Annotated in this window: 18 protein-coding genes; 7 read left to right on the top strand and 11 right to left on the bottom strand. The window is 57.0% G+C overall.

Going from position 1 to position 24556, the window contains the following annotated elements; translation table 11 throughout:
* Positions 1–93: 93 nt before the first annotated feature.
* From ACFFK0_RS04740 to ACFFK0_RS04695, 10 genes are all read right to left on the bottom strand, one after another.
* Entirely contained in the window at positions 94–1095 is a 1002-nt protein-coding gene (locus ACFFK0_RS04740) for an AraC family transcriptional regulator (RefSeq protein WP_377468757.1), read from the bottom strand.
* Between the two features lie 1104 nt (positions 1096–2199).
* On the bottom strand, positions 2200–5544 hold the full coding sequence (locus ACFFK0_RS04735) for an S-layer homology domain-containing protein (RefSeq protein ID WP_377468756.1): 3345 nt from the start codon (positions 5542–5544) through the stop codon (positions 2200–2202).
* A 197-nt stretch (positions 5545–5741) separates the two neighbouring features.
* The gene (locus tag ACFFK0_RS04730; protein ID WP_377468755.1) at positions 5742–6485 is read right to left on the bottom strand and encodes a glycerophosphodiester phosphodiesterase; all 744 of its coding nucleotides are present in this window, start codon (positions 6483–6485) and stop codon (positions 5742–5744) included.
* A 13-nt stretch (positions 6486–6498) separates the two neighbouring features.
* Complete coding sequence (locus ACFFK0_RS04725) at positions 6499–7317, bottom strand: carbohydrate ABC transporter permease (protein ID WP_377468754.1); 819 nt, start codon at positions 7315–7317, stop codon at positions 6499–6501.
* A 19-nt stretch (positions 7318–7336) separates the two neighbouring features.
* The gene (locus ACFFK0_RS04720) at positions 7337–8254 is read right to left on the bottom strand and encodes a carbohydrate ABC transporter permease (protein WP_377468753.1); all 918 of its coding nucleotides are present in this window, start codon (positions 8252–8254) and stop codon (positions 7337–7339) included.
* 78 nt (positions 8255–8332) lie between these two features.
* Positions 8333–9679, bottom strand: a complete 1347-nt coding sequence (locus ACFFK0_RS04715) for an ABC transporter substrate-binding protein (protein WP_377468752.1) — start codon at positions 9677–9679, stop codon at positions 8333–8335.
* Between the two features lie 39 nt (positions 9680–9718).
* The gene (locus ACFFK0_RS04710; RefSeq protein ID WP_377468751.1) at positions 9719–10543 is read right to left on the bottom strand and encodes an HAD-IIA family hydrolase; all 825 of its coding nucleotides are present in this window, start codon (positions 10541–10543) and stop codon (positions 9719–9721) included.
* 219 nt (positions 10544–10762) lie between these two features.
* Complete coding sequence (locus ACFFK0_RS04705) at positions 10763–11305, bottom strand: glycerol-3-phosphate responsive antiterminator (RefSeq protein ID WP_377468750.1); 543 nt, start codon at positions 11303–11305, stop codon at positions 10763–10765.
* Positions 11306–11683: 378 nt separating this feature from the next.
* The gene (locus tag ACFFK0_RS04700; RefSeq protein WP_377468749.1) at positions 11684–12187 is read right to left on the bottom strand and encodes a DinB family protein; all 504 of its coding nucleotides are present in this window, start codon (positions 12185–12187) and stop codon (positions 11684–11686) included.
* A 208-nt stretch (positions 12188–12395) separates the two neighbouring features.
* Positions 12396–16916 carry a glycerophosphodiester phosphodiesterase family protein gene (locus ACFFK0_RS04695; RefSeq protein ID WP_377468748.1) on the bottom strand — a complete coding sequence of 1507 codons (4521 nt, stop codon included), beginning with the start codon at positions 16914–16916 and terminating at the stop codon, positions 12396–12398.
* A gap of 417 nt (positions 16917–17333) precedes the next feature.
* On the opposite strand from ACFFK0_RS04695, the gene mobB reads away from it, so the two are divergent.
* From mobB to ACFFK0_RS04675, 4 genes are all read left to right on the top strand, one after another.
* Positions 17334–17822: a molybdopterin-guanine dinucleotide biosynthesis protein B gene (gene mobB, locus ACFFK0_RS04690; protein ID WP_377468747.1), complete on the top strand. Its 489-nt coding sequence runs from the start codon at positions 17334–17336 to the stop codon at positions 17820–17822.
* On the top strand, positions 17819–18487 hold the full coding sequence (locus ACFFK0_RS04685) for a molybdenum cofactor guanylyltransferase (protein WP_377468746.1): 669 nt from the start codon (positions 17819–17821) through the stop codon (positions 18485–18487). Before mobB ends, ACFFK0_RS04685 begins: the two co-directional genes overlap by 4 nt.
* 53 nt (positions 18488–18540) lie before the next feature.
* A complete protein-coding gene (locus tag ACFFK0_RS04680; protein WP_377468745.1) occupies positions 18541–19440 on the top strand; it encodes a manganese catalase family protein in 900 nt (299 codons plus the stop codon).
* Positions 19441–19763: 323 nt separating this feature from the next.
* The gene (locus ACFFK0_RS04675) at positions 19764–21215 is read left to right on the top strand and encodes a SulP family inorganic anion transporter (RefSeq protein WP_377468744.1); all 1452 of its coding nucleotides are present in this window, start codon (positions 19764–19766) and stop codon (positions 21213–21215) included.
* 58 nt (positions 21216–21273) lie between these two features.
* Here ACFFK0_RS04675 and ACFFK0_RS04670 read toward each other — a convergent pair whose 3' ends face one another.
* Positions 21274–21606, bottom strand: a complete 333-nt coding sequence (locus tag ACFFK0_RS04670) for a MerR family transcriptional regulator (protein ID WP_377468743.1) — start codon at positions 21604–21606, stop codon at positions 21274–21276.
* 162 nt (positions 21607–21768) lie between these two features.
* Between ACFFK0_RS04670 and ACFFK0_RS04665 the strand changes: the two genes are divergently transcribed.
* The 3 genes from ACFFK0_RS04665 (at position 21769) to ACFFK0_RS04655 (ending at position 24555) form a co-directional block, all read left to right on the top strand.
* Positions 21769–21990 carry a tautomerase family protein gene (locus tag ACFFK0_RS04665; RefSeq protein ID WP_377468742.1) on the top strand — a complete coding sequence of 74 codons (222 nt, stop codon included), beginning with the start codon at positions 21769–21771 and terminating at the stop codon, positions 21988–21990.
* A gap of 7 nt (positions 21991–21997) precedes the next feature.
* Complete coding sequence (locus ACFFK0_RS04660; RefSeq protein WP_377468741.1) at positions 21998–23044, top strand: zinc-binding alcohol dehydrogenase family protein; 1047 nt, start codon at positions 21998–22000, stop codon at positions 23042–23044.
* Between the two features lie 206 nt (positions 23045–23250).
* Positions 23251–24555: a serpin family protein gene (locus ACFFK0_RS04655; protein ID WP_377468740.1), complete on the top strand. Its 1305-nt coding sequence runs from the start codon at positions 23251–23253 to the stop codon at positions 24553–24555.
* Position 24556 lies beyond the last annotated feature (1 nt).

Below are 24556 nucleotides of genomic sequence, written 5' to 3'. Positions count from 1 at the left end.
GCGGCAGGGTCGCTGCTCCGCACCGCGCGGGGATTCTCCGTATCATTTCCATCTTACCGGAGCCCCGCACCCAAGGTCAATATGAAGCCGGACTTATTTCAGCGGAATGTAGATGTCGATGCGGAGCATGTCCGGGTACCTGGAGCTGCGTACGTCCGTCACCTCGAAGTCCGGCCCCTCCGCCCGCTCGTAGTTCGAATTCGGCAGCCATGACCGGTAAATGAACCGCCTCGTATCCTGAACGAAATCGACCGAACCATGCGCGCGAAAATGTGCATAAGTCCCAGCCGGCAGCGTCATACGTACAAAGCCTTCATCCAGCGCTTTCGTCTCGTCACAGGCGTCCGCCCCCTCTGTTGCTGTGTCGCTTGCTGCATAGCGTTCCGCGGTTGCCCCGCGCCCTACAGTGTCTTGGCCGAAAGAACCGTCTGCCTGCCCCTCATCTCCCCAAACGTCCTCCACCTCTTCCCCCACTACGAACAAGAACGTTCCGTCGTCCTCGAACCCGCAAGAGATGCCGTACGCCAGATCCGGCGCCCGCCTGTAGGGGATACGCAAATATTTGCCCTCCGCCCCGAAAGCGCGATAAAACTCCGGGATATCGTGATAATACCGCTCTTCCTCCAAGCTCGTCTTATAGGCATAACCGATGATCGTCACATTTTGCCTTGTCTCTATCGTTGGTTTATGGAACTCCCATGCCCGCCCCTCCTCAGAGGCCCTAGACCGCCACTCGTGAAAATCCACCTTCCCCTGCATCATGCCGCCTCCCTCCGACTTCCGATACTGCGCCGGCGTCATCCCGAAGAAGGAGCTGAACGCCCGCGTGAACGCCTCCTGCGACCCGTACCCGTATTCGACTGCAACGTCCAGAATGCCCTTCTGCGACGAACGCAATAGGCCGGCCGCCTCCGACAGCCGCCGCTTGCGCACATATCCCTGCACCGAGAATCCCGTAATCGCCTGAAACAATCTTTGAAAATGAAACGCTGAACAATGCGCCCGCGCCGCGACATCGGCAATCTTCAAATCCTCTGTCAACCGGCTCTCTATGTAATCGATCGCTTGCTGCATTCTAGTATAGTAGTCTGCCAACTTGACTGCCCCTTTCCGTGGAGGTTGATGCTACCATTCTACTATAAGGGGGTAAGGCGGGTTTTGATCGGGTGTGCTGTGTTATTGCTCTGCTGCCGGCCAAAAGAAGAAGCCCCCAAGCACAGAGCTTGGAGGTTGTGTTGTCAACACCCCCAACTTGCTTGGAGTTTCTTTGTATTATCAGGTCAACCCACCTGGGGTTCACTTTGTCTGCCGCGACGCTTCGAAAACGGAAAAAAGCCCCCAAGCCCCAAGCCTGGGAGCTATATTGTCATTGCGGAAGAACCAGGATTTTCAGTAAATCTACATCATAGGCTTTCTCCCTGATCTCATACTTAACCCTGCTTCGTTAACTCGGGTTCCTCCGCCATAAATCGGATTCCAAATTAGAGGTATTTTCAAATACTTGGTCCGTCTTTATCTTTGGTTTCGCCCTGCGGCGGTGTCCCTATACCCAATGATAATGTAGGTTAATTGAGTACAATCCAGCTGTCCCCTGAGGTCCTTAGGCGACTTCGGATCAGCCAACTCGACAAGCAAATAGTACGCGTTTTATACAGAAGCAGGAAAAATGTATGTGCCGTTCTCCCCATTAGATTTGTTAAGTTCCGCATTGACATTCTCCGCAACCGAATTGTACGGAAAGATTTTCTTCACCTGTAGCCAGGCAGGTGCCGTGTACAGAAGCTCCTTCTTTGCCGAGCAGCCTGCCTCGTTACCTGCCTCTATAGCAAAAGTAACTGTCTTCTCTGTAGGAACAGATCCGTCTCAACCACGAAGCCAGTGACTGATTTGACAAAAACTCCATTCTGATAAAATTTATAAGAGGTAGGGTAAGAGCCTCCGCCATTAGACCAGCTCAGACTTACCTTGCCATTGAAATAAAATGCGTTAATATCTGATATAACATTCGGAGGTGATACTAGTTCAATATAAGATATTAAATAATGTCCTGATATGAAAACTAAATAGAGTTGAAAAGGAAGACACCTCCCTGAGGGTTAATGTCTTCCTTTCAGTTCCAGAACAGCCACGCAGACTATACTTACCAGTTCTACAGTGGCCCCATTGTATTGTGAGAACCTTTCAAACAGGCTATAACGATCACTTCGTCGCAATAAATAACCCTGGCACGTTAACTTTATACACCTTAGAGTCGATCCGGTACTTGATTCCGCTAATGTACATCGGAATCTCAGGCAATTTTTCCCTCGTGAGATTTAACTTTACGTAAGTGATTCCGTTGATGGTAACAGCCTGACCCCGTTTGTCCAGGTATGTAGCGGCGGAGTAGTCCACCGCTCCCCTGAACCCATCCTCCACTTTCGGATCCCGGAACTCAACGAGCAATGAATCCGCCGCTGCAGCTGGCCCCTCAGGCCACACATACATGTACACGTCGTTCCCGTCCAAAGTGCGAACTAAAGGTTCATAAACTTCTTTCGTTACGGAGTGATACGGCAGGACACCAGAAATCTCCAGCACAGCCGACGTCGTATAGGTGTAGGAAGTTTTCCCGGAGCATCCAGCGCCATTACAAGCGGCCACAGCAAAACGATATTGGGTTTCCGCCGCAGCCCCTCCCAGTGTGATATAGTTTTGATTCTCTACGCTGCCAACTTCCACATCGTCCTTGTACACATGATACGTAACGGGGCGATCTTCACGATATGCGCCTGCCCATTGCAGAAAAATCTCACCGCCGAAGTCACTTCCCCTGATGTTCTTGACCGGTTCCGGAGGCAAATACAATACAATGTCGGAAGCGTCAAACCGGTACGGCTCGCCTGGAGCGATTCTGAAGCTGGGGGAGGTGTACGTTGACCATCCTTCCTTCGTTACTTTCAGTGTGTAGCTTAGCTCCGGCGACACGCCGGCGAAGGAGAACTCTCCTGCAGGGCCCGTCACGATTGTCTTCTCCGACCCATCGGAACCATACAGGGTCACCGATGCATTCGCAATGATACTTCCTGTTACGTCTTGATACACTGCTCCCGTGACGCTCCCGGGCACTGCGATTCCCGGAATCGGAATTTGGGCCGAGGAGCCCGGCACCGCGCACGTCTGCTCCGAGCAAGTATTCGAGGTTGACCCGGTGAACGAGACGCCTGCCGATTTCCCTTTATATCCGAGTGCATACAACGCGCTGCTGCTTTGTCCCCCAACGGTCAGAAGCACATATCGAGGGAATTGCGGGTACTGTGTTGATGATTGTACGGTAAGGCCGTTGTCGAAGCTGAAATCTGCAACGGCGGTATTCATGACAGGATTGTCGAAGACAACTAATACGAGATCGGAGCGCAGGCTTAGAGCTTCAACGGGCTTTGACTCGTATTGCTTTACGATCAGATCGAACTTCTTCAGATACTTGAGCGTTCCTGCGTACACGGATGCCGTCACAGTCACTTCCGCATCCCCGGCGCCATAAGCCGGACGATGCACCCGTCCATTCCGGTCAATCACTTTCGGTTTATTGGAGCTCCAATCCGAGCCATTCAAGAACTTCACGTCTGTAGTGACCGATTGAGCCGAGTCGCCTGATTGGAATGTGATCTGAACGGCATTGTAGCGATCACGCAAGCTTAATATCGCGTCTCTTCGATTCACATAGTTTGCATACCCGGTTAAGTCGTCGTCTGCCGCCCCAGCCTCCCGTGCCGCAGCAATAGCCTTATCCGCATGCTCTATCCTAGCTAAGCTCTCCTCGAACGACAGACCGGATTCGACGATAGCTTCCATCGCCAAAATAGCTCGCAGGACTGGAACCCTATTGGCAATAGAGTCTTCAATCTCAACAGCCCCTGTCACGGCAATACGTGCAACGGCCAGCGGGTCGCCGCCAATAGTTACACCGCCTTGAGCCTCTAAGGCTCGAACATAAGTTGCGGGCTCCAGATTTAGCTTGATGCCGGTAATTCCATCTTTCACGATGACTTTATATACATCTGTAGTAACCACATTCTTGGGTGTGGGCTCCGCTATTAGCAGGTTAACGCCCGGTGCGTTCACGCTCACTACCCCTGTAATGCTTCCGCGCAGCACGACATTCTTGTTCGCCGCACCGTCTTCGATGACAATCGGGCCGAATGTCGCTTGCTCATAGGTCGACTCCAACACGGTCTGGGATTGAACGTAAGTCGCCCCAACGACGGTGCCCTCATCAGCCACTACGCGGACCGGCGTCTGCTGCTGACCGGCGACGTTGACTTGCAGCTTACCGACAGTAGTACCAATCATCTTAACCGAATCCACGCCGCCCGATCGGATGTCCAGCAGATCCACTTCAAGATTACGCAGTGTAACATCACTATACACACCCGCGTTTACAGTCAGCTTGGTTACTTTCGTTTTGGCGCCCTTGTCCGGTCCGTAAGTACCGGAGTCGACAATCGTCAGCTCCCCCTGAGGCTTCCCGCTGGCCAGCCTTTGCGCCACGGATTCGCTCGGGGGAGGGTTGTTAGCGTTCGTGCTTCCTCCGCCATACCATCCGCCTCCGAAGAACCCGCCGATCCCGGTCGTTTTCTTGCCGGTCGCCTTGCCTTTATAAGTCAGCGTGTATTCGGTGCCTCCGTTCTGAACGGCTGTCTTCAGGACAACAACCTTCTTCGTGCCTGGTTTGAGATAGGCTGCAGTCACCTCTAACTTCGGCTCGAACACGAAATCTTCTTTGCGAACGGTCATCACATCTTCAGCGAACGTCACTTCGATAGACGTGCTGCTCACCGCTGAAATCGCCGTAACCTCCAGCTTCTTCTGCGCATCCGCGACTAATGCCTTCGCCTTATCGACATACGATTGTCCCTTGAACTTGAACTCATAAGCCAGTCTGGCAAGCGCCTGCCGTTCTGCTCGTTCTTTGGGACGGAATGAAACGGTCTTATCCGGGTTCTCCACACCGCCTACGAATTCAATGGCAGCAGCGAGCGCCACAGATGACCGGGCCCAGTCGGAGAGGCTGGTCTGGTCGGCGAAAGTGAGCTTCGGAAGCGCTTCGGCAGGTGTTTGTTCCAACTCAAAAGAGCGCATGAAAAATACGACAAGCTCCTCGCGGGTCACAGGCGCATCGGGGGAAAATGTCGTGTCTGTCGTCCCTTGCGTAATGCCCGCACCGACAAGGGCCCCGACATACCCGCTGAACCAGCTGGTTGACGGCACATCGCTGAACGTTGCTCCTTTAGCAGCGTCTTCTTTCAAACCTTTGGCAGATACGAGTATTTTCGCAAGCTCTGCACGTGTGATCGTCTTCTTTGGCTGGAACAAACCGTCCGGATATCCGGAAACAATTCCCGCCTTTGCAAGCTCTGTTATTTCAGCCGCGGCATAGGAGTCCGCAATATCAGGAAAACCAATGCGATCCGCTGCCGACATGGACGCAGGTAAAACCAGCGTGCCTCCTAGCGTAGCTAACGCCGTCAAACAGGAGATGAGTCCTTTCCCTTTTGTTCTCATAAACTATATCTTCCTCTACTTGAATTTTGATACAAATTGTATCATTATCTACCTGTAAAGACAACCCAGGGTATGTATATTATTGGTAAACCTGGTTGCGTAAAAAAAGCCGCTTGTCTACCATCAGCAGGTGACAAGCGACTATCTGAACAAGTTGCTTCCACTAGACCGACTGGGGGATCACTCCACCCCGTCCTTCACAGCCACGCCCGCGCCGCCCCCGGCACGTCCGTAATAATCCCGGATACTCCGCAAGCCGCAAGCCGCCGAATATCCTCTTCCCGGTTCGCCGTCCATACGATGACCGGCTTCCCCGCCGCCCGCAGCGGCGCAACGTCGTCCTCTTCCACCATCCGGTGGTGCAGCGAGAACGAGAACACGTCATGGCCAAAATCGTCCGCCAACCGCAGCGGGTTCAGCAGCCTACCGTCGTATACGAGGCTGATCAGCACCTCCGGCGCTTCCTGTTTCATCCGGTACAGCAGCTTATGATCGTACGAGGAGATCACGGTCGTTTCCGCTCTTCCGTACTCCCGTAATAGCCTCGCCACCGGAGCGACCATCCGCCCGCCGTAGCTCAGCTTCAGCTCCAAATTAAGTCCAACAGCCGCCGGCATAAGCTCCAGCACCTCGGACAAGAGCGGCACCCGCTCCCCGGCAAAATCCCGCCCGAACCACGCCCCCGCATCCGCCTGCCGAAGCTCATCCCACGTCAGGCTCCCGACCGGCCCGCTCCGGTTCGTCGTACGCTCCAGCGTCTCGTCGTGGAAGACGACGACCTGGCCGTCCGCTGTGAGATGTACGTCCAGCTCAATCGCATCGCACCCTTGTTCGATCGCTTTGCGGAATGCGGCCATCGTATTTTCCGGCGCTTCAGCCGCCGCTCCCCGATGCGCGATGATGAGCGGCCGAGTCCCGGCCGAATGAATCCAGCTCCCCATAGTCAGCTCCTCCTTATCCCTTCAAACCCGAATGCATAAAGCTCGCCACAAACTGGCGCTGGAACAGGAAAAATGCAACCAGCAGCGGCAGCATCACGAGCAGCGTTGCGGCCGTCACCGTTCCCCACTGCGCGCCCGTTTCGAATGATTGCGCGAAGATGGCGATACCGACGGTGAGCGAACGATTTTCCACCGAGTTGGTGACAATGAGCGGCCACATGAAGTTGCTCCAATGCGTGCTCACGGAAATGAGACCGAACGCGACATAAGTCGGCTTCGCCGAAGGCAGGTAGACGTGCCAAATCATCTGCCACCAGCGGCAGCCGTCGATTCGGGAAGCCTCGTCCAGCTCCAGCGGAACCTGCTTGAACGTCTGCCGCAGCAGAAAGACGCCGAAGGAGGAGGCCCAGTACGGCAGCATAATCGCCCACTTCGTATCGATCAGATGCAATTCCTTCATCGTCGTATAGTTCGGGAATAACAGAATGTCCGGCGGAATCATGATCTGCGTCAAGAACAGGATGAACATGGCGCCCTGTCCGACGAACGTGAGTCTCGCGAACGCATAAGCCGCAAGTGTCGCTGTAACGAGCTGCGCCGCCAAAATCCCCAGCACGATCACCGTCGTGTTCCCGTAATACTGAATGAACGGAATCGTGGACCATGCGTTCGCATAGTTGGCCAGCGTCGGCGCCGTGAAGGCAAACGGGTTCGTACGCGTAATGATTTCGCCGGAAGGCGTGAACGACGTTACTGCCGCCCATACGAGCGGGACTGCGAACACAGCCGCCAGAATGGCGATAATCAACCGGTTGAATAGTCGAAGCCACATGATGGTTTTCGTCCCCCCCCTAATAATGGATTCTCTTATCCAACACAGCATAGTTAATAATCGCAATCACCAGCAGAATGACCAGCATGATGACGGTCAGCACCGACGCCTTGCCCATATCCCAGAACGAGAACGCCGTCTCGTAAATGTGGTACAGCAGCACGTTGCTCGCGTTGTTCGGCCCGCCCTTCGTCATGATGTACAGATGGTCGACGAGCTTGAAGGAATTCGTGAGCGCGATGACCAGGACGAACATCGTCGTCGGCATGAGCAGCGGCAGCGTAAGGCGGCGGAACGTGTGCCAAGGACGGGACCCGTCGAGCATGGCCGCTTCGTAAATGTCCTTGGGGAGATTTTGCAGGCCGGCGAGGTAGAAGATCATGAAAAATCCGGCTTCCTTCCAAATGACCATTAGAATCATCGCCGGCATCACCCACTGCGGATCGCCCAGCCAGTTCGGGGACGCGATGCCGAACACGCCGAGAAACTTGTCCAGCAGCCCGTAGCTCGGCGTGTAAATGAACAGCCAAATATTCGCGATCGCAATCATCGGAAGGATCGTCGGGTAGAAGAAGGCGGCCCGCAGCAGACCGAGCCCCTTCAATTTTCCGTTCACCCATACGGCCATGTAAAGGGCAAGCAGGATGCTGGCCGGCACCGTTCCGACGGCCAGCAGCAGATTGTTCTTCAGCACCTGCAGGAACACCCGGTCTTCGAAGACCTGCTTATACAAGTCCAGACCGACGAATTGGCTGGCTCCGAAGCTGGAGCTGTAGAAGCTGCCGTGAACCGCCTTAACCGTCGGGTAAATCGTAAACAGCACCAAAAACACCAAAGACGGGAGCAGCAGCGCGTAGGCGAAGGCGTGCGGCTTCCAGTTCCATTTTTTCTTATTCGTGCGCGCTATAGGAAGCGATTCTGTTCGTGTCGGCGTCAAGCCGGTCCCCCCTGCATCCGACAGAAGACTACCCCGGCATCAGCGCCGAGATAGTCTTCCGGAACGGATCTAGTATGGTTATTTACGGAAATTTTTCAAAATGTCGTCCGCCTGCTGCTGGGACTTGTCCAGGGCGTCCTTCGGGGACATCTGGCCGAGCAGCACGGCTTGAATGTTGTCGTTAAACAGCTTCGTCACTTGACCGTTCTGGTACGTGGACAGCTCGATATCGGCGTACTGCAGCTGGTCGCGCGCAACGGCAGCCTGCGGGAAGTCCTTGATGTAGTTCTTCAGCTTGTCCGTCTCGTAAGCGGCTTTCGTCGTGCCGACGTAGCCGGTGTCGATCGACCACTGGGCTACGCGGTCCGGCGTCGTCAGGAACTCGATGAACTTCACCGCCGCTTTCTTGCGCTCTTCCGGAATGTTCTTGAAGACGTACAGATTGCCGCCGCCCGTCGGGGATCCGAATTTCTTGTTCGCCGGCAGCATCGCAACGCCGAAATCGAACTTGGCGTCGGTCTTCACCTTCGTCAGGTTGCCCGTCGTGTGGTACATCATCGCCGTCTTGCCGCTGATGAAGTCGGACGGCACCGTCGCCCATTCCAGCGTGCCTTCCGGCATCACTTTATCCTTGCGGCCGAGGTCGGCGTAGAATTGCAGGCTCTCCAGCACCTCAGGCTTGTTGAAGTACACGTTCTTGCCGTCGTTCGAGACGATGTTCGTACCCGTCTGCAGCGAGAGCGCCTGCAGCATCCAGTATTGGTAGCCGGTGCTCGGAATTTCGACGCCCCACTGCGTCACTTTGCCGGAGCCGTCCTTCACGGTCAGCTTGCTTGCCGCTTCCTTCAGCTCGGTCCAGTTCTTCGGCGGCTTCTCCGGATCGAGTCCCGCCTTCTTGAACAGGTCCTTGTTGTAGTACATCACGATCGTGCTGCGCTGGAACGGCACGCTCCATACGGTGTCGCCGGACTTCGTGTTGCCCATGAACGCTTCGTAGAAGCCGCCGAAGTATTCCTTCGAGAAGCGCGGCGTCAAGTCTTCAATGGCGTTCATCTGGAGCAGGCTGTACAAATCGGTCGACAGCAGCACGGCCAAATCCGGCGAGTTGTTGCCTTGTACGGCCGTCGCCACCTTCGTCATCGTATCTTGATAGCTGCCGCCATAGACCGGCTTCACGATAATGTTCGGATTTTCCTTCGTAAAGTCTGCAGCCAGCTGGTCAATCAGCTTCGTGATCGGTCCGCCGACGGCGACCGGGAACATGAACTGGAGCTCGACCGGCTTGTCCGATGTCTTGGCCGGCTCGACGGAAGCGGGTGCTGCGGCGGAGCTGCCTTGAGCCGGGGATTGCGGGGCGGAGCCGGTTTGGCCGCACGCCGTTCCGAGCAAAGCAAGTGCCGATAAGGTCATTAGTGCGCGTTTCATGAATCGTTCATCCTCCTAATGGTCGTTAAGGTTTATAGGTTACAGCATGATTTCCGCAAGTGTTTCAAGCACATAGTCCGGCTGCAGGCCTGCCCTCTCTGCATCTCGTGCGGTATCCGCCCCGGTCAGCACAAGCGCCGTAGCCATGCCGTTCGTCAGCCCAAGCCGGATATCGGTCTCGACCCGGTCTCCGACCATCAAGCACTGCGCCGGGGGCAGCTTCAGCTTGTTCAGCGCCTTCTGCGCGTAGTACGCCGACGGCTTGCCGACGACCCGGCATGTCTTACTTAGGCTCGCCGTCTCCAGCGCCTTCACGATCGCCCATGTATCGGGGATCGCCCCGTCGTCGAGCGGGCAGAACGGATCCGGATTGGAAGCGATCAGCTTCGCCCCGCTCCGAAGCGCGGCCATGCCGAGCGTCAGCTTGTCATACGTCAGCTGCCGGTCGAGGCCGACCAGCACGTGCGTAGCGCTGCGCGCATCCGCGGTCGTAGCTACGCCGCTTCGCTCCAGCTCCAGCCGCATCGCCTCCTCGCCGATCATCAGCACCTGCGCCGATGGCTCGAATTCCTGAAAATATTGCGCCGACACACACAAAGCCGTCATCACTTCATGATCTTCACATGCGATTCCCAGCGACTGCAGTCTTTCGCGGACCTGTTCCTTGGTCCGTACCGTCGTATTCGTCACGAACAGCACCGCTTTCCCTCGATCACGCAATTGGTTCAGTGTGGCGAGAGCACCGGGCAGCACCGTATTTCCGGAGTAGATCGTTCCGTCGAGATCGAACAAATACCCGTCATAAGCGTGCAAGGCTCTCATGGGCTCCATTGTGCATTCGGCGCGTGTCAGCCCTTCCGACACAGCTCCACCTCTTCTCCAACAAAAATAACCCTCGTTCGAACGTGCGAAACAAGCGTCATCCATAAGGATGCTGCGGCTTGTCTCCACACTGTAGCGAACAAGGGTTTTCTCCTGGTCTCAACCCACCGTTTAGCCATATGTGCTGGATACCTAATCAAAGAATACATATGGAATGTTAAATCTGAATAATCGATATGTTATCGTGTTGTAAACTTTATCCTACCACATCGACGGGTCGCCGCTGGATATGTAATCCGCCCCGCTCTCCAACGCATCGATGATTTCCTGCTCGTAACGAATGAGCCCTCCGACGATGAGCGGCTGCTTGATCGTGCTTTTCAGCTCCCGAATGACGCGCGGCATGAGGCCCGGCATCAGCTCGACCTCGTCCGGCTGCGAGCTGTTGATCATCTTGATGGCGGTGTGCAGAGCTGCGGTATCGATCGTGAAAATGCGCTGGATGCTCTTGATCCCCGCCTGCCTCGCCGCCGTCACCGCCGCCGATTTCGTCGTTACGATCCCGTCCGCCCGAAAATGATTCGCCAAATAGCCGATCGCATACGCATCCTTGCCCAGACCGTTTACCATCTCGATATGCACATACACCTTCTTGCCGGCCTCGTGAATTTGCTTGATGATCGACTCCAGGTTCCCGATATGACCCGCCATTAAGTTGACTCTCTCCACGGAGCTGACCAGTACTTGGCCCAGCTGGTCCTCCTTCGTAACCGAGGCGATGATTGGGTATTTGCTCATTGCCATACCTTATCCTCCTGAGACTTGCTGTAGGTTTGTGATCAACTATAGCAGACGATTGTCATGCGGGTGTTAACGGGAGGGGCGGCCGGAGAGGCGGGGCCATTGCCGAACAAAGACTTGAAACATCATGCTGCCGGGGCTGTCGCAGAGCTGCAGCTTCCCACTGAATGCCCGCTATCCGCTACCTGTACAAACAAAAAGAGACGCTTCCGAAAAGAAGCGCCTTTCTCGCTTTAGAACAAACGTTCGATTTGAGCAATAACTGTATATTTCGGCTCGACATTTGGCAACGATATCGCATGCATTTTGATAACTGTACCTTCGTTATTCGGCATCGTCTCGAATCTGCTTGGAGGAGCGTTGGCGGATCGGTGTCCCCCATTAAAGTGGCGGATTTTCTACGCCTAAGTGAATCCAATCTTCTTTTGGCGGTCCGTAAACCCCAAAAGGTTTTATTCCTGCTTGCCGCATAAGAATTGTAACTTGCCCACGGTGATGAACAATGTGCTTAATTAGTCCCATTAAAATTTGAGCATTCGTTTCTTCTCTGCCAAATGCAAGCTGCACTTCCTTCAGAGATTCGTCTGTCCATTGTTCTTCAATGACTTTAATTGCAGAAGAACTTAGATGTTTAAAGGTTTCAGCTATTTCTTCAGCTGAGGTCGGGACATGATCTGCATATTCTACTTTATCTACCTTCAACCCGAAATGAGCTAAATATTCCGGAATATTTGTAGTAAAATGCCAGACAATTCTCCCCAAAGTACGACCTTCCGGGTAGACTTGTTGTTGCAATGATGCATCCGTTAAACCTTCCAAAACCTTCTGAGTTAGCGTTGCCTCCCAATTCCATTCTCTAATAAAGTCTGCAATTGTTACATACATATTCAATACCTCCATCTTCTGCGTTTTAATGATTTATTATTTCAGAAGAAGATTTCACGAACGTTAGTTCCCATTTAAATTATATCAACAATTCGGGCATGTATCAAATATCAACATCTATCTTTAACAGAGCCAAACCGGTAAAAACGGCAGTCCCGGCGAAGTTGACCGTCGGGACTGCCGCTTCCATTATAGTTACGTTACTCCGTTACTTGGACTTGCCATTATCGCCGATTCGCTTGACGGCAATCGTGTACTCGCGTTTCGTCATGCCGTCTTCCGCCGTCACTTCCACCGTGACCGTCGAATCTCCGGAAGCCAGTCTGACCACGAACTCTTGTCCGCTTGCCGCTACGGCTCCGTTAATCTTCACTGTAGCGTTCGCGTCCGTCGTCTGCGGGGTAACACGCAGCTGAGGGACGCCGCGCCCGATGTTCAGCACATAATCCGCCTTGCCCGATGCAAAGTCGCGCGCCAGATTTCCCGGCAAAGCTTGCAGCCCCGACAGACTGGCATCGCCGTTCAGCACGCGCAGCGTCACCGGCTGCGAATACATGTCGTATTGGTTAGCCGCATCCAGGGTCGTCGTATACCGCAGCAGCGCATGGGCGATGCCGCGTTTTTTCCCGATCACTTGGCCGTCCGCCACGTCCGCCACATCGTGTCCGTCCAGCAGCACAATATCGGCGGCAACGGTCTTCTTATCGCCACGGTACGTCTCCACGATCGCCGGAAGCGTTCGGGAGCCGCCTAACGTCACTGTGTACTCGTCCTGCTCCGCTTTCACGGAAGCGGTCCAATCCTTGGAGTAGCTCGCATAATCCGTCGTAATGCCCCATGCGCCCAACATGAATATTTTCGTAAAATCAGCTTTGTTGTTCAGCGTCCACGGTGAAATGATGAAGCCGCGGTGCTTGGAAGCTTCCATGAAATTCGGCCCCAGCCCGGTGTAGGACGTGTTCAAGGAGGCGTTCAAGCCTTGAATCGCCTTGAGCGAGCTGCGGAGCGAACGGCTGACGTTCGTCTCGCTGGCGTACCCGCCGGTCAGCAGCCCTACCGGCATCTCCGGCATCAGCTCGGAAATGCGGCGGAGCTGGGCGCCGTCGAACGACATCGTATTGATCGTACCTGCCGCGCCTAGCTCTCGAATCTTATCGATCATTACTTCAACCGCAGCCGGATTCGTCGATTTCATTTCCGCCATGATCATTTTGCCGCGGCGCATAGCCAGATCGATTTGTTCTTCGAACGTCGGAATTTGGACGTACGGATACTGTACAGGGTACTGCTTGTTCGCATTCAGCTGCCGGAGCTCCGCTAACGTCTTGTCCTCCACTTTGCCGGTGCCGTTCGTCGTACGGTCTACCGTCGTGTCGTGCATGATGACCATATGGCCGTCCTTGGACAGCATGATGTCGTTCTCGATATAATCGGCGCCGTAATCCAGCCCCAGCGCGTTGCTCTCGAGCGTATTTTCCGGTGCCTCGGACGGAATGCCGCGGTGAGCGATGATGTACGGCTTGCGGATTAATGTAGTCTCGTTATTGTACACATGAAGCGCGTCGAACGCCGCTGCCGGCGAATCCGTAACGAGACCGTTCACTCCGGACGTGATCAGCTTGTGAAGCGCAAGTGCGGTATCGCCTTCGCCCTGCTCCGCCGGCGCCTTCGCCCACACGGTAATCATGCGTTCCTGCAAGTACGTAACATTGGCGGAGGTCGCAGCGTTCGCCGGAATGATCGCGATCCGGGCCTTGTTCCGGGTCGCCGTCCCGCGCAGCTCCAGCAGCTGCTCCGGTGTCGCCGAACCGTCCAGGCGCCCGCTGTAATCGACAATCCCCCGCGCCATCGGGAACAATGTGCTCATGCGGTTGATGAGCGGCGCATCCGCCGAAACGACGAAGACGTCCTCGAGAGCTTGCTCTTCCAGGTAAGCGGCCAAGCGATCGGCGGTCTCCTCATCCTTGATGTAGAAGGCCGGCATCGTCTTGCCGCCGAGAGCAGCGATAGCCTCGGCAACGGAAGTGAATGGACTGCCGTCCGCGCTCACCACTTGCAGCTCTGAGTTGATGTGCAGGATCGCCGTCGCCGGCAGAGCAGGCCCGCTCAGCTTGGCCAGATCGGCTGCGCCGCGGATTTCCGTGACGACGGAAGCCGCCATCGCAATTTTCGTATCCGGCTCCGTCACCTGTACGAAGCTCTCGCCCGGCATTGGCGGCAGCGCCTCCTGCTGCAGCGTTACGCGCAGATTATCCAGCTTCATCTTGCTGCCGTTTGCTTGCAATCCGATCATGCCGGTGGCGTAAGCCCCGGCCAGATCCGTATCGACGATCACTTTGCCGTCGATCATCTCCCGCACGCGGTTGCCGTGTGCGATGATGGTATAGCGGTACATTTTGCCGGGATCGATAGCTTCCGTGTAGGACCCCTTCTCCATAACGTTCCACGCATTATCGGGAGTTCTCTCGGCGAACTCAACGCCGTTCACGGCTGTTGCGTCTTTGCGCACCGCCATTTGGTAATACGGGAAGTTGCCGTTCTGAATCCGGTACATGATCGAATTCCAGCGTGCCGCATCGTTAGCGGCTAGATTGGTGACATCGGCTTCAATCTTGTAGTCGCCGAACTTGCCCAAGAAAGCGGGCAGCAGCACGCGGGAAGGATTGTCCGGGGACGTCAGGGCGTCCAGCTCGAAGGCGCCGTTCTTAACGACCGCTTTGCTTGCCGTCGTCCCTTCTTTCCGCGTCCAGCCTTGCGGCAGTGTGCCGTTGGCTTCGGCGTCGAAGTTGTTCTCGTACAGCACATAGGCCGCATCGGCGGCTCCCTTCGCTACAACCGCAAGCTGGACAGAGGCGCCGTCCTTCTCCGCTGTAACCGTGTAGACGCCGGCGCTCGCCGCCGTCATCGTGCCATCGGCGAATTGAACCCCAGTGGTGCCGGCCGCAGCCTTCCAGCTCAGGTTCTCCCCGGTGATCGTCGCGGTCGAGAAATCGCTCATGTCCGCTTGAAAAGCGACGGTGTTAAGGGCTAGGGCCTGTCCCGCTGTCGCAAGGATGTAGCCCGGCTCATGCCGCAGCGACTTGACCGCCGCCGGCTTCGTCGACGGCGTTACCGTGATGTCTTGCGTGCGTTCGGCATTCAAATATACCGCGGTGACCTTAGCTGTACCTGCTTTGATCGGGTAAAGCTGACCGTCAATCACCTTCAGCACCGTTTCATCCGACGAGTACAGCTTCAGCTGGCTGCCCGCCGCATGTTCCGTGATGCCGTCCGAAAAATATACGCTTGCGGTCACGCTTACCGGTCCCGTCAACGCCTCAACCGCGTTCGGCAGCGTTACGTCGAGCCGGTCGGCGGTAATGCGGGTAACGATCAGGTTATCGAAGGCGACCTTGCTTTGATCGGCCTGGAAGCCGATTTTGCCTCTCTCCAGAAGCACGCTGGGGCTTAGAGTCTGGTCTGTCACCTTCGTAAAATCGGCATCGCTCTTCGCTTTCAAATATTCCTTCACGTTGTTGCCGACGACTCTCACCTTCATCGTGTAGTCGGACTTGAGTGCGAGCGGCTTCCAATTGCCGACTACAGGAGTCGGAGAGTACCAGTTGTTGTCCGGCTTGCGGTAAGCGACCTCGTAGGACCCGTTCTGGCGAATGGCCATCTGATCGTACGGCTGCTTCCCGTTCGCCGCACCGCGGAACATAATCGCCGCCCATCTGGCCGAGTTGAGCACTGCGTCGAACCGGACATCCGCCTGAATGGCGTAGTTGTCCCACTGAACCGGCGCCGTGAGGCGGGCTTGCTTGCCGGAAGCATTGCCATCGAAGATCAGCGAGCCGTTGCCGTACGTATCTTGAACGACCGTGAACGACGGACTGCCGCTGTTCACATCCGAAATCCATCCCGCAGGAATCGTCCCGGCCGCATAGCCGTCAAAATTGTCCTGCAGCAGGACCGGGCTCACTTCCCCTTGAACGGGATTCGTATCGTCCAGAGTGACGACGCCGTAGCCGCTCGTATCGTTCCAGAAGGAGCTGGAGTTGAAGGCGCTCCAGTAATTGCTGCGCTGTTCGGCAGCGGCTGCACCGTACCGGTCCGTCGCCGCAACCTGGAGGCCGAACTGCTTTTGCTGCAGCGGATTCAGGTTGAGCATGTCCCACGGTACCGCAACCTCAGCGGACCATCCTTCAGCCGTCTTGGCGATCGCCCGCAAAATTTTCTTCTCATCTTTGCCGCTATGACCGTTCAAGGCAGCTCCAAAGTGAAACTCCGGCGTTGAAGAGCCCGGCTGGTACACGAGACCGATCTGCATATCGTCGGTTTGGAATGGCGCGGACTGATGCAGCTTCGAATCGAAGAATAGATGGATGGAATCCTGCTCGAACCAGTCGCCCGAGCCGTCATGAATCATATTGCCGTCTTCCGTCTTGACTCCGATGTACAGGTACTGCTGGTCCCAAAGTAGCCCGAACGAGGACGACGGGAACGCATCGCCCGGAGCGATATGCTTCTGCATCGGCACATTCGTATTCCAGAACGACTCCTCCAGGCTTCCGTTAATAATAGGTGCGGTTAGCGTCTTTGCCGCCGAAGCGGCCGGCCTCGCCGTGTCAGCTGCAGGTGCAGCGGCAGCTTGAGCCGATGGCGCTCCGCCGGGGGGAATCAAACCGACTGCCATCGACGCGATACCGAGCAAACCGGCAAACTTGGAAAACTTCGATTTCACAAACATTCAGTCCCTTCTAAAATGTAGTCACATCCGACTGCGGGCCAGCACGGGCAGCGCACGAGGAGCAGCCGCGAATTCGGCAATGCAAAAAAAGCCCTTAATCCAACAAAGAACAATCGTGCATGCGGCACGACACACTTTGTCGATTAAGGGCTTTCTCCTCGGCTCATACCCTTGATCAATATGATTTAACTTTATTTCCGGAATGTTTACGCTATATTAGCTCGAAATGAAGATTTTATGAAGGCTGCATCCAGGCTGCCAGCCAAATTCAGCTTTGCCTGACCGGCTGTGCAGGAGAATCGCTGAAATTGCCGAATAGTTCAGCCTGCAGAGGATACCACTGTGGCGCAATGACGCACAGAAGACCGCCATGGCGGTCTTTGTGCTCCATGACACTATTCCAAGGAGACCATTCCAGTGACCCACCCTCCCATTATCCAAATCGTAGGCTACAAGAACACCGGCAAAACAACGCTCATCCTCCGCCTCATCGCCGAGCTTCGCGCCCGCGGCTACCGGGTTGGGACGGCGAAGCGGGATGCGCACGATTTCGAAATCGATCATGAAGGGCGCGACACCTGGCGGCATTACGAGGCAGGGGCGGATGCGGTGGCGATTACGTCGGCCGGGCGTTCAGCGTTAATCCGGCGCGCGCCTGCGACGCTGGAGCAGCTGGCCTCGGCGATGCCGGAGGTCGATCTGGTGCTGGCGGAAGGCTTCAAGACATCCCCCTATGCGAAAATCGTACTGTACACCAACGACGCAGACCGCGACGAGCTGTGCGGCACGCTCACCGGCGTATTCGCCGCCGGAACGATGCACGAGACGGAGCGTCTGATCCTGGAGCTGCTCGCCAAAGCGGACGAGCTCGGTATCGCGCCGTCCGGAAGGAGTGCTGCGCCATGACAGCTTCGTCCCCAGACAGCATCCCGGCCGGCGTACAGTCTCTGCCGGAGCAAACGCCGCCGCCGATTCACGGCATCGTGCTGGCCGGCGGCCGCAGCTCGCGGATGGGTACGGACAAGGCGCTGCTTCCGATCGGCGGCGTGCCGCTGCTGCAGCGGGTGGTCAGCGGGATGGCGTTATTATGCCGGGGTGTAACGGTCATAGTGCCTGCTTCGGAGCCTGATCGCTATGCAGCCCTGCCGCTCGGTCCCGAAGTTGCGTTCGCGGCCGACCGTTATCCGGACAAGGGGCCGTTAGCCGGCATCCACGCCGGTCTGCTGGCCATGCCGGCCGAGTGCGACTACGCGCTGGTGATGGCCTGCGATATGCCGGTGCTGTCGGAGCCGCTGCTGCGCCGGATGACCGCCGCTCTCGCGGACAGCCCGCCGCCGGAAGCGGTGCTGTGTCGGGGCCAGCCGATGCATGCGCTGTACCATCGCCGTGCGGCCGGCGCCGCCGAGCGGCTGCTCGCGGCGGACCGGCTGCGTCTGTCGGGACTGGCCGAGGCGCTTCGCACCCGGTATGTGGAGCCGCCCGGCGGGGCCGAGGCGGAGGCGGAGCTCTTCCTGAACTTGAATACACCGGAGGAGCTGCAGGCGTACTTGCGGAAGTTTCACACATATTAACCAAGCATTCCCCCATATGGATGAGGCAGTGAGTATGTCTGGGGGGATGGCCCGTGTTCAAACGTATGGATCGCCTGTTGATCGATCTTCCGAAGCCGCGTCATGCGGACGCTAACGCCGCGTCGGCGGTACAGGATTTGATGGGCGGGCGTTTCGGCGAAATGTCGACGCTCAATAACTATATGTTCCAATCGTTCAACTTCCGCGGCAAGCGCAAGCTGAAGCCGTTCTACGATCTGGTGGCCTCCATTACGGCCGAAGAATTCGGCCACGTCGAGCTGGTCGCCAATACGATCAACCTGATGGTGCAGGGCACCACGTTCTCCGCCGACCCGGACGTTGCCCCGATGCGCAACGCCGTCGACAAGCGGTACCACGATTTCTTCATCGAATCGGCGCAGTCGGCGATGCCGGCCGACCACATGGGCCGACCATGGAACGGGTCCTATGTGGTGAACAGCGGCAATCTGATCTTTGACCTGCTGCACAACTTCTTCCTGGAATGCGGCGCACGCATGCACAAGATGCGCGTCTACGAAATGACGAGCAATCCGACCGCCCGCGAGCTGATCGGCTACTTGCTCGTGCGCGGCGGCGTGCATACTCTGACGTACATGAAGGCGCTGGAAGTGGCGACAGGCGTCGACGTCAGCAAACTGTACCCGGTCCCCCGCCTCGACAACAAAGTGTTCGACGCGACGCGCAAGTGGGAGGCCGCCGGCGAGCACAGGCGTCTGTATACGTTCAGCGACACGGATTACCAGGACATCGCCAAGATCTGGAAAGGTACGCACCCGTCGGACGGCGGCAAGCTGGAGGCGCTGGCCGGGGTGCCGGGCTACAGCGCGCCGGTGCCGGAGCTCGACGAGCTGCCGGAAGAGCTTGCCCCGGGCATCTCCCGCGAGGACTTGATGGAGATCGCCAAGCGGCTGCAGCGCTCGGCGGGCTTATAGGGGGCAGCCTTGGAGGTTCGGTGAAGGAGGGGCTATGCGGCTGTGCGGTTTTTCTGCTGTCTGGCAGTGTGCCGCCGTACACTGACATGTCGCCCCTGCTGCCCGAGCCGCTCATGCTGCGCGCCTCCGGCCGCACCGCGCACATACATAAGCTGAATGGCACCTGCCTGAGGCCGGCATCCGGATTACGGATGCCGGCCCTGTTTCTATATTGCCTGATACGGAACTCTCCACTATAATGGTAACGGCTATTATCGGACAGGGCGTACCTGAGAGTGGTGCGCCACCTACCAAACTGCCAAAGGAGTGTTCTAAAACTTCTCATGTGGAAACAAACGCTAACCGGCTTCACCGGCAACGTGCGCCGTGACGTCCTGTCAGGCCTGACCGTCGCTTTCGCCCTCATTCCGGAAGCGATCGCTTTCTCGATCATGGCCGGAGTCGATCCGATGGTCGGCTTGTACGCTTCGTTCCTGATCGCCTTCGTCATCTCGATTGTCGGCGGCCGCCCGGGGATGATCTCCGCGGCAACCGGCGCGATGGCCTCCCTGATGGGGCCGCTCGTCGCAAGCCACGGCATCGAGTACTTGTTCGCCGCATCGATTCTAACCGGCGTATTGCAGTTCTTGATGGGCGTGCTCAAATTCGGCCGATTCATTACCTTCGTCCCGCATTCCGTTATCGTCGGATTCGTTAACGCGCTGGCCATCATTATTTTCATGGCGCAGCTGCCGAATTTCCAGGGTGAATCGTGGCCGATGTACGCACTGCTCGCCGGAACGCTGGTCATCATCTACGGCTTGCCTCGCTTGACCAAAGCCGTACCGTCGGCGCTTGTAGCGATCATCGTCATGACCGTAGTCAGCGTGCTGACCGGCGCAGGCGTGCGGACCGTAGGCGATATGGGGGCCATCCAATCTTCGCTGCCGCTGTTCCATTTGCCTAAAGTACCGCTGTCGCTCGATATGCTGCTGACAATTTTGCCGATTTCGCTGGCGCTGGCGATCGTCGGAATGACCGAGTCGCTGCTTACCGCCACGATTGTCGATGAAATGACGGAAACGAAGAGCGACAAGAACCGGGAGGTTCGCGGGCAAGGCATCGCCAACATCGTGTCGGGATTATTCGGCGGCATGGCGGGCTGCGCGATGATCGGACAGACAGTGATTAACGTCAAGTCCGGCGGCCGCACGCGGCTGTCGACGCTCGTCGCCGGCGTTTTCCTGATGCTGCTCATTCTCGTATTGGCACCCGTTGTCAAAATCATTCCAATGGCCGCACTGGTCGGCGTCATGTTCATGGTGTCGTTCGGCACGTTCGATTGGAGCTCGCTGCGGACGCTCCACCGCATCCCGCGCAGCGATGCCATTGTCATGGTACTGACCGTTGTCGTCGTCGTCGCGACTTCGGACCTGGCGATCGGCGTTATATGCGGCGTGGTGCTCAGTGCGCTTGATTTTGGCTGGAAAATGGCTCGTTTGCGGGTTTCTTCCCAGCATGCTTCGGACGATCATAAAGTGTACAAGGTCGGGGGCCAGCTGTTCTTCGGAACGATGAGCCATTTCGTGGAGCTATTTGACTATCAAGCCGACCCGGGACGGGTCACGATCGACCTGTCCGGATCGCATGTGTGGGATCAGTCAGCTGTCACCGCCATCGGCAAAACGGTGCAAAAGTACGAGGCGCTCGGCAAGCGGGTTGCGCTTGTCGGGCTGAATGCGGAGAGCCAGTCGCTGCTGGACCGGTGCGGTCTTGCCGTGACGTCGCCGCACTAATATAGCAAGGGGCTGTGCCTAAGTAGGGGTTCTACTCAGGGCACAGCCCCTTCTGCATTCATTCGGCCGGAGCGGACAATTCGGCCAGCTTCTTGAACGCTTCGTCAATCGTGTTGATGCGGCCCTCCACCTTCTTCGCTGCGGCATCCAGCGTGTAGCCGTCGTCGAGAAGCTCCTTCAGCAGCAAAATTTTCTTAATGTTCATGTAATCGTACTTGCGGGTCGTACCTTCGCCTTCCGATTGGGAGCGGATAATCCCCTTCTCCTCCCAATACCGGATCTGCCGCTGCGGCACTCCGGTAATACTCGACACTTCCCCGATTCCGACCACGAGCTTGCGCAGCAGCTCCAGATCCAATAACGCATCGTTCGTAGGTTTGTTGTCGTTCATGGTTACGGTTCACCTTTGCTTGCATGGAATACAAATAGTGTACGACACATTGCGTGGATTTACAACGAATGGATTCATATTGACAATTATTGTAGATTTGTTACAATTTACGTAGCTGATCTACAGATGGTTCAGCCAATATATAGCGAGGAGCTGGGAAATATGCCGATTATTAACGTTGACTGCTGGGAAGGGTTTTCCGAGGAGCAAAAGAAAGTATGGGTGAAGGAGCTGACTCGCACCACCGTCGATCTCTTTAACATTCCGGCCGATAAGGTGCTGGTCATTCTGCGGGAAACGTCCGTTGCCAACTGGGGGCAAGCCGGTGTCGTCGCAACCGATCCCGACTTCCTCGCGAAGAGCCGGTCCGATGAACTGAACTGAAGGACTCATGAGTGAAAATCTTACGATGAAAGCGGTCGGCCTGTATCGTTACTTGCCGATCGAAGCTGCGGACAGCCTGGTCGATGTCGTCGTTCCCAAGCCGTCCCCGTCGGGCCGGGATTTGCTGGTGGAAGTGAAGGCCGTTTCGGTCAACCCGGCCGACGCCAAAGTGCGGCAGCCGAAGGCCGCGGTCGAAGCCGAGCCGCGCATTCTCGGCTGGGATGCGGCGGGCATTGTTGCCGAGGCCGGGCCCGCATGTACGCTGTTCAAGCCGGGCGACGAGGTGTATTATGCGGGAAGCATCGCGCGGCCCGGCGCGAACAGCGAGTTTCACTTGGTGGATGAGCGGATTGTGGGGCCGAAGCCGGTTACGCTTGATTTTGCAGAGGCGGCCGCTTTGCCGTTAACCTCGATCACCGCTTGGGAAGCTCTCGTCGACAGACTCCGCGTCTCTCCTCTCCCCGGCGGCAACCGGGACAAAACGATCCTGATCATCGGGGCGGCAGGCGGCGTCGGCTCGATGGCCGTGCAGCTCGCCCGGTATTTGGGCTTCACGGTAATCGGTACGGCGTCGCGGCCGGAATCGTCTGCTTGGGTGACGGAGCTTGGCGCGGCGCACGTTATTAATCATTACGAGGAGTTCGTCCCTCAGCTGGCGGCGCTGGGCTTCTCCAGTGTCGATTATATTCTTTGCTGTAACGATACGGATCTGCATTGGGCGAACATGGCGAGCGCCATCGCTCCCCAAGGCGGCATATGCGCCATTGTCCCTAGTGTGCAGCCGGTCAACCTGGCTCTGCTGCACCGCAAAAGCGTAACGTTCGCCTGGGAGCTTATGTTTACGAGACCGGCCTTCGAAACCCCGGACATGGCCGAACAGCACAAGCTGCTTGCCCGTCTCGCCGATTGGATCGATGCGGGACATTTGCGGACGACCTTGACCCGGCGGCTCGGACCGATGAACGCAGCCAGCTTGAAGCAAGCGCATGCGCTCATCGAAAGCGGCCGTACGATCGGGAAAATCGCGCTGGATGCCGGCCATCCGCAATCTTAGCAGCCGGGTGCCGGGCCTTCGGGTCGGGTCGGGTTTGGTCCAGTCCGTTCTGGTCCGGTCTGATCTGATCTTGTCTGGCTATGGGTCTGAAAAAGTCTTGCGACGATTGCGTTGCAGGGCTTTTTTTCGTACATGGGGGGCGAAGCAACTTATGCGCGGCAGGTATCGTCTAAGGGAAAAATGATGCTGACGCTGGAGGGTTCGGGATGAGAAAAGGGTTGTCGGGAATTGGATCGAGGATACAGCTTGGCGCGGCCGCGGCATTGGTAACGGCCGGGGCGGCCCTACTGCTTGGCGCATGCGGCGATGGCGGCGGTGGGGCAAGGAACGGGGCCAAGCCCGAGCTGGAAACCCGCGACCGGATGGCGCTGGCACAGCAGCTCGATCCGGCCGTAGCGGCGGCGAGCAACGCATTCGGACTGGAGCTGGCGCGCCGGCAGATGGAGAAGAAGCCCGGAGAGAACATGGTGCTATCCCCGGTAAGCGTAGCCCAGGCGCTGGCCATGACGATGAACGGTGCGGCGGGGAGCACCCGCGAGGGCGTGGCGAAAGCGCTGCGCCTGGACGGCGTGCCGCTGGAGAAGGTCAATCAGTCGGCGGCTGTCATCGCAGACCTTCTGGGCAAGTCGAGCCCGGGCGTTCGCACGGCGATAGCGAACTCCCTATGGCTGCAGAAGGACTGGCCGTTCAAGAACGAATTCCTGAAGGGAATGCGGGAGTCCTACAAAGCGAAGCTGGAGCAGCGGAATTTGACGGACCCGAAGGTGCGCAAGGAGATCAACGACTGGGTCAAGAAGCAGACCCGCGGCCGCATCCCTTCAATCGTCGATGAGCCGGTCGACCCGCTGACGAAAGCAATGCTGATCAACGCGCTGCACTTGAATGCGGCCTGGGAGAATCCGTTTCAGGAGAACCAAACGAAGGACGGGCCATTTACGCGGGCGGACGGCACCGTGAAGCAAGTGCCGATGATGAAGCGGTCGGGGCGGATGGCTTACGATGAGGAGGACACTCATCAAGCGGTGAAGCTGCCCTACGGCGATGGCCAGCTGTCGATGCTCATCGTGCTGCCGAGGCCCGGGGCCGACCGCAAAGCTCTGGCGGCGAAGCTGTTTGCCGATCCCGCTTGGTGGATGCGATCGTATGAGGGCTTCTCCGGCGAGCTGACGCTGCCCCGGTTCCGCGTGGAGATGACCGCGGAGCTCAAGGAGCTGCTTGCACCGATGGGGATGGCCGATGCTTTTGATCCGTTGAAGGCGGATTTTCGGGCGATGGCCAACACGGATGCGACGCATGAGCCGCTGTTTATTAGCCGTGTGCTGCACAAGACGTATTTGGACGTGAATGAGAAAGGTACGGAAGCCGCCGCCGCAACGCTTGTCGGGATGAAGGCCGGGTCGGCACCGCCGAACGGCCGGTTCGAGATGAAGGTCGACCGACCGTTCTGGCTGGCGATCGTTGATGAGCAAAGCAAGCTGCTGCTGTTTGTAGGTGCGGTTGAGCAGCCTTAGG

Source organism: Paenibacillus chartarius (assembly GCF_042432825.1).
Lineage (GTDB): Bacteria > Bacillota > Bacilli > Paenibacillales > NBRC-103111 > Gordoniibacillus > Gordoniibacillus chartarius.
The sequence above is the reverse complement of the archived record's forward strand: the minus strand, read 5'-3'. Positions and strand labels throughout refer to the sequence as shown.